Source organism: Armatimonadota bacterium (assembly GCA_017993055.1).
Lineage (GTDB): Bacteria > Armatimonadota > UBA5829 > DTJY01 > DTJY01 > JAGONM01.
Genome location: JAGONM010000073.1, coordinates 1 through 6,054 on the forward strand (window position 1 = coordinate 1; position 6,054 = coordinate 6,054).

Below are 6,054 nucleotides of genomic sequence, written 5' to 3' on the forward strand. Positions count from 1 at the left end.
CCGCCGAGCGCTCCCGCCTCGACCGCCGCCTGGTATATCTCGTCAATGTGCCCGTTGCTGATGTTGTTCGCGAGCTGCTTCTTGAGCAGCCAGCCCGCGTGCATCGTGCGGCCGACCGCGTCCAGATCGCCCGCGAGGAGGCTCTCGCGCAGGTCGTAGGCCTGCTGCCGCATGGTCTCGAGAGTTCTGCGCTTGTCTTCGATGTTCGCCTTCTGCTGGGAGAGTATCACGTCGGCCTTGCGCGTGACGCCCGTGTAGAAGAGCATCACGCTCTCGCCGAGACGATGCCTCTTCTCCATGCCGATCTCGACCGGCGATACGTCCACCGCGCCCGACGACCGGAACTCGATCAGCCGCATGCTCCCGAACGCCGCGATGTACTGGTCCTGCTTCCCGATCGGCTTGCCGAGCACGTTGATCTCGATGTCGCACGCCTCGTCGGCGAGGATGTCCGCGGGCCTGATCTCGCCCTGGTAGGCATACATCGCGTTCAGGAGGCCGACGGTGACCGTGCTCGACGACCCGAGGCCGGACCCCTCCGAGGGGATGTCCGCCATGGTCGAGATCTCGACCCCGCTCGTGATGCCCGTCTTGCGCAGGCACTCGCGGACGAGTTCGTGCTCGATTTCGTCCACGGAGTCCACCATCTCGGTCTTGGAGTACCCGACGCGGATCTTGTCGTCGAAGCGTTCCTTGATGATGACGTAGATGTACTTGTCTATCGCTGTGGAGACGACGCATCCGCCGCCGTCCCGGTAGAACCCCTCGAAATCGGTGCCGCCTCCCGCGAAGCTTATCCGCAGGGGCGTCTGCGTGATGATCATGTGCTCTCCAGTTGCCAGTTACCAGTAAACAGTAACCAGTTTCGCGGGCGTCATCCTGAACTCGATTCGGGATCTATGGATGCTGAGACAAGTTCAGCATGACGGGCGAACTGATCACTGGTTACCGGTAACCGGTGACTTCATCTCTTCCCGTACCACTTCCGCGTGAACGCCTTGTACTCCGGCTGGTGGTCCTTGATCTTGCGCCACCAGGACTCGTTCTCGACGTACCACTTCACCGTCTCCTCGAGCGCCTCGTCGAAGTCGCGCCCCGGCTTCCATCCGAGAGAGCCGAGCTTCGAGCAGTCAATCGAGTATCGCCGGTCGTGACCGGGCCGGTCCTTCACGTACTTGATGAGCGACTCGGGCTTCCCGAGTATCGAGAGGATCGCCTTCGTGATATACAGGTTCGTGCGCTCGTTCCCGCCGCCGACGTTGTAGACCTCGCCGGGGACGCCTTCGTGGAGCGCGACGTCCACGCCCTCGCAATGATCGAGCACGTAGATCCAATCGCGCACCTGGTTCCCGTCGCCGTAGACGGGGAGCGACTTGCCCTCCATCGCGTTCGTGATGAAGAGCGGTATCAGCTTCTCCGGGTACTGGTACGGGCCGAAGTTGTTCGATCCCCTGGTAATAATAATCGGCATCCCGTAGGTCGCAAAGTAGGACCGGGCGAGCAGTTCTCCGCCCGCCTTGCTAGCGGAATAGGGGCTGTTCGGGCATAGCGGGTCGCCCTCCCGGAAGGAGCCTTCCGCGATCGCGCCGTACACCTCATCGGTCGAGATGTGGACGAAGCGCTCCACGCCGAGCTTCTTCGCGGCTTCGAGGAGCACGAACACGCCGAAGACGTCGGTCAGCACGAAGCCGCCCGGGTCGGCGATCGAGCGGTCAACGTGCGTCTCGGCGGCGAAGTTGACGACGGCGTCGCACTCGCGCATCAGCGGCTCGACGGCCTCTCGGTCGCGGATGTCGCCGTGGGTGAACTCGAACCGCGGGCTTCCGATCATGTCCGCGAGGTTGTCCATGTTCCCCGCGTAGGTGAGGGCGTCGAGCACGGAAATGCTGCATTCGGGGTGCTTATCGAGCATGTAGCGGCAGAAGTTGCTTCCGATGAAGCCCGCGCCGCCCGTGACGAGTATCTTCTTCATGGTTCTTGTCCGGAGTGCAATCTACTTCAGAATACGAGCCGCCAATCCGGGCGGTTCCGGAGAACGCGGAAGCACGGAAGAAAGGGAGGGCACGGAAAATGCTTCGTATCAGTAAACCGTGAGAGGATGCGAACGTCGAATACTCAACATCCAACGCCGAAGTACCGATCAGTTCAGAGATCATTGTTGGACGTTCGATGTTCGGTGTTCGATGCTTCCCTTCCTGCTTTCCTAATGGAGTTCCGTGTTCTCCGTACCCCTCCGTGTCTCCGTGTTCTCTGCTCACTTCATCACAATCGCCCAGTCGTAGGGCACCTCGGGCGAGTCCCAGGGCAGGCGGTACTCGTCGGGATCGGACGGGTCGTACGTTCGCGTGGGCAGGTTGAGCAGTATCGCGGTCTCGTCGCCGACGGTCTTGTATCCGTGGTAGACGCCGACGGGAATCCTGAGCAGGATCATGTTCTGCTCGCCGAGGAAGAACTCGTTCACCTCGCCCTTCGTCGGCGAACCCTCGCGCGCGTCGTAGAGGACCGCCTTCGCCATGCCCTTCACGACGGCGAAGAAGTCGTCCTGCTTCTTGTGGTAGTGCCAGGCCCTGACGACCTGGGGGTAGTTCACCGTCGCGTAGACCTGCCCGAACTCGGCGAATATCTCGTCGTCGCGCCGGAGGATTTCGGTGAGGCATCCGCGCTCGTCGGCATGCCGCTGAAGCTGCTTGATCTTCACGCCCTCGATCATGTTGCCCTCCCGGGATGCGTGCTGGGAGAAGTATACCCCCGGGGTGAGGCGAAGTCAACCGAGGCCTCGCGAAAAGCGATCTCTCACGGTGGCGTCCGAAGCGTCCGGTAGGGCGCCGCGTCGTGAAGGTCACGCCCTCATGCGGACGCGCCTCCGGATCCACGGCAGGCAGACCGCCGCCAACCCGCCTCCAAGCGCGAGAAGGGAGGACGGCTCGGGGACGGGTTCCCAGAGGACGGCGTGCCTTTCGCCGTCGGCGGTATCCGACCATCCCACAATCTGCCCGGCATTGTTGATGGCAGAGGCCTGACTGGAGTTGCCCCCAGGGAGTGTACCGAGGTCGTAGATCATGCCGCCCTGCCAGAGAGAAGCGCGCCGAAGAAAGTCGGGTGTGCAGTAATAGCCCACTATCTGTTCACTATCGTTAATGCTACTGGCGTAGCTGTCGGCTCCGAGCGTGCCAAGGTCTTGCATCGTACCGTTCTGCCATAGAAAAGCGCGGTGACCACCATCAGCAAGGCTGGACCAGCCTACCACCTGGCCGCTGTTGTTGATGCCATTGGCAGTACTGCTTCGCCCCCCCAGCGTACCGAGATTCTGCATCACACCGTCCTGCCACAGGAAAGCCTTGCTGAACCCATCGGCGGTGTCAGCGCCGCCCACTATCTGTCCATTATCATTGATATCGTGCGCGTGGCCGTAACCGCCCCCCAATGTGCCGAGGTCCTGCATCACACCCTCCTGCCATAGGAAGGCATGATTCGAGCCATCGGCAGTGCTGGAAGACCCTACTACCTGTCCGATATCATTGATGGCTCCGGCGGCGCTACTGGCGCCTCCCAGCGTATTGAGATCCAGCATGGTACCGTCCTGCCATAGGAAGGCATGGGTTGAATCACTGTCGGTCCTGGACGAGCCGACCACCTGACCGCTGTTGTTGATGCAGCACGCAGAGCTGTTGGTGCCACCCAGTGTTCCGATATCCCGCATCACACCATCCGCCAGCAAGAAGGCTCGGTACGGCCACGAGCCGAATCCGTTATCGGTAGTACCTACCACTTGGCCGTGATCGTTGATTCCACGGACGAAGCTCTCGCTGCCGCCTATGATGCCCAGGTCTCGGATTCTGTAGGGAACTGCGTTGACTTGGCCGCAAGCTGTGGCCAGTATGAGCATTGCCATCGCTAGAGTCCGCATCTATTCCACCTACCTACTATTGGCTGTAGAGTATTCGCTTCTTGAATGTATCAAACATATATCTGCCGTCAGCGGGCGCGGAGTTGGCATAGTTGGTGTGATCAAATCCTCCATTGACGGCAAGAGAGGGGTGTGCGGGATCATTTGTGAAACTCTGCGAGTAGTGCTGGTACAGAGACCCCTGCCATTGCTCCCAAAGCGAAACGAAGACGCCTCCGCCGTTCGACCCAGTCAGCGCGTCCAGGTTCTGAACGATGTCCAGATGAGTTAGCTGACTGCTGTTGTTCATGTAGGCATCTGTCACAAACACAACGAACCTGCGGCGTTCCGACGGCGAGTTGGTCTGCAGATCGGCGATAGCCGTGTACAGGGCATTCGTCTGCTCCTCCGTATTGCCATCTGCCGGAGAGTCGCTCACCCAGTCGCAGAAGTCATCAACACGGTCTTCGCCGGTGAACTGGCTCAAGGATAGGATCTGGGTAGACCGCCCCTCCCATGTATCGGAGAACGTGACAGCTCCGAATCTGGTTTGCGGCATCAGGCCGCTGATCTCCCGAACGAATGCCTGTACGCTACCTTCTTCCGGATATGATGCCTCATGGCCTGCCATTGAGCCGGAACGGTCAATGACGAACATAACGTCCTGAACCGACTCGGGATCGACGAACCAAGTGTCAGTCCGCTGCGTGGTGAACCCGGTCCCGCAGGAATTCCCGCCCCGGACGGTGACTGTGACCTGCCCCGGCGTTGCCCGCGAGATGAGCGCCGTCGCTGACCCGTTTTCGTCCGCAATTCCACAGTAACTCCTCATCCCCGACGGAAGTGGACTGCCGTTGAACTCCGTGATCGTCGCATCGGAAACGCTGAAGCAGACGACACACCCCTCGACATCTCCTCCGGCGAGTAGGGCTGTTATGGGTATAGTGTCTCCCGCCGCCGCATACGGAGGATTCGCGGAAAGCTCCATCACGAACCACCAGCATCCGTCGCTCTCGTCCGCGCCGATATCAACCGTGCTATACTGCACTCGCGACTGGGAGTCAATGTCCGCGGCGGGCATGCCCGATGCCCCATTCGAGCCGACGCCCACGCAAGGCGAGTCCGGTCGGAGATGCACTCCGTCCACGCCGAGCAGCGGGTCGTCCGAGATGTTGCCGTCCGTTCCGGTTGGATCGGTGATGCCGGAGTAGCGGTACGCGGTATTGCCGTACACGCAGTTGTTGACTACCTCAATGGTGCCTCCGGAGACGTACACACCGGAGGTGTTGGACACTACGATGTTGTTCGCGAACAGCAGGGACGAGCCGCTGGAGTAGATTCCGCCGCCGTGCGACCACGGGCCAGTGCCGTGGGTGTTGTCACTTATGGTGTTATTGACAACGCGGGCGGACCCGCATGACTCGCAGTATATGCCTGCGCCATACTCAGCTCCGGCGCTAGCCTCGGCATGGTTCGAGTGTATGACATTCCCCGCGATGAGCGGCGAGCCGCCCGAGCAGTAGATGCCTCCCCCGGAGGCGATGCCGGCGGTGTCCGTATACGCTGTGTTGCCGGCGATCATATTGTGAGTGATCGTCGGAGAGGAACTCACACACTTGATGCCGGCCCCCGACTGCGCTCTGCCGTTTCGAATAGTGAATCCGTCAATGACGGTGCTCGACGTCAGGCCGGATGGACAGGTTACGACCGAGTCCGATGCTCCTCCGTCCAGTATCGTCGGGTTGCCCAGGATGTTTCTTTCCTGTCGAAGGGTTTCGTTTCCGACGAATCCCCCATATAGCCCCACGCCGTCCGCGAGGGTAACGTTCTCGGCGTACGTTCCGTGAGCGACCCATATCTCCGCGCCGACTGATGCCGCGTTGAGTGCGCCCTGAACGGATCGCTTGGCGAGTGCCCACGTCGAGCCGTTGTTGTTGTCGTTACCGTCGGGCTTCACGTACATCACGAGCGGGACATCAGCCTGTGACCTCACCCGTATCATACGCGCACGGGTCTGGTTGACCGTTGCGCAGGAACTGATGCCGACGACGCGAACGATCGCCCCGACCTGCGCGGGGAGAGTGATGGAGTTCCCGGCGGCGAGGTCCAGAGCGGCAACGCGGACCCCAAGCACGGGATCGCTGTTCCCGTCAACGAACCCGTCAGCC

5 protein-coding genes are annotated in these 6,054 nt (G+C 61.0%); all 5 read right to left on the reverse strand.

The features are described from left to right. Positions 1–824, reverse strand: an 824-nt coding sequence (locus KBC96_15360; GenBank protein MBP6965771.1) for a GHMP kinase, incomplete at its 3' end; no start/stop codon positions are given. A gap of 140 nt (positions 825–964) precedes the next feature. Then, positions 965–1,972, reverse strand: a complete 1,008-nt coding sequence (rfbB, locus tag KBC96_15365; protein MBP6965772.1) for a dTDP-glucose 4,6-dehydratase — start codon at positions 1,970–1,972, stop codon at positions 965–967. A 282-nt stretch (positions 1,973–2,254) separates the two neighbouring features. Next, a complete protein-coding gene (locus KBC96_15370; protein ID MBP6965773.1) occupies positions 2,255–2,710 on the reverse strand; it encodes a dTDP-4-dehydrorhamnose 3,5-epimerase family protein in 456 nt (151 codons plus the stop codon). Between the two features lie 129 nt (positions 2,711–2,839). Further along, positions 2,840–3,907, reverse strand: a complete 1,068-nt coding sequence (locus KBC96_15375) for a PEP-CTERM sorting domain-containing protein (protein ID MBP6965774.1) — start codon at positions 3,905–3,907, stop codon at positions 2,840–2,842. A 16-nt stretch (positions 3,908–3,923) separates the two neighbouring features. Beyond that, positions 3,924–6,054: VWA domain-containing protein (locus KBC96_15380; GenBank protein ID MBP6965775.1), on the reverse strand; the 2,131-nt coding region annotated here is incomplete at its 5' end.

Coding starts and splice junctions, on each gene's coding strand:
- rfbB (MBP6965772.1), bottom strand. CDS start 1,972: ATGAAGAAGATACTCGTCACGGGCGGCGCGGGCTTCATCGGAAGCAAC.
- KBC96_15370 (MBP6965773.1), bottom strand. CDS start 2,710: ATGATCGAGGGCGTGAAGATCAAGCAGCTTCAGCGGCATGCCGACGAG.
- KBC96_15375 (MBP6965774.1), bottom strand. CDS start 3,907: ATGCGGACTCTAGCGATGGCAATGCTCATACTGGCCACAGCTTGCGGC.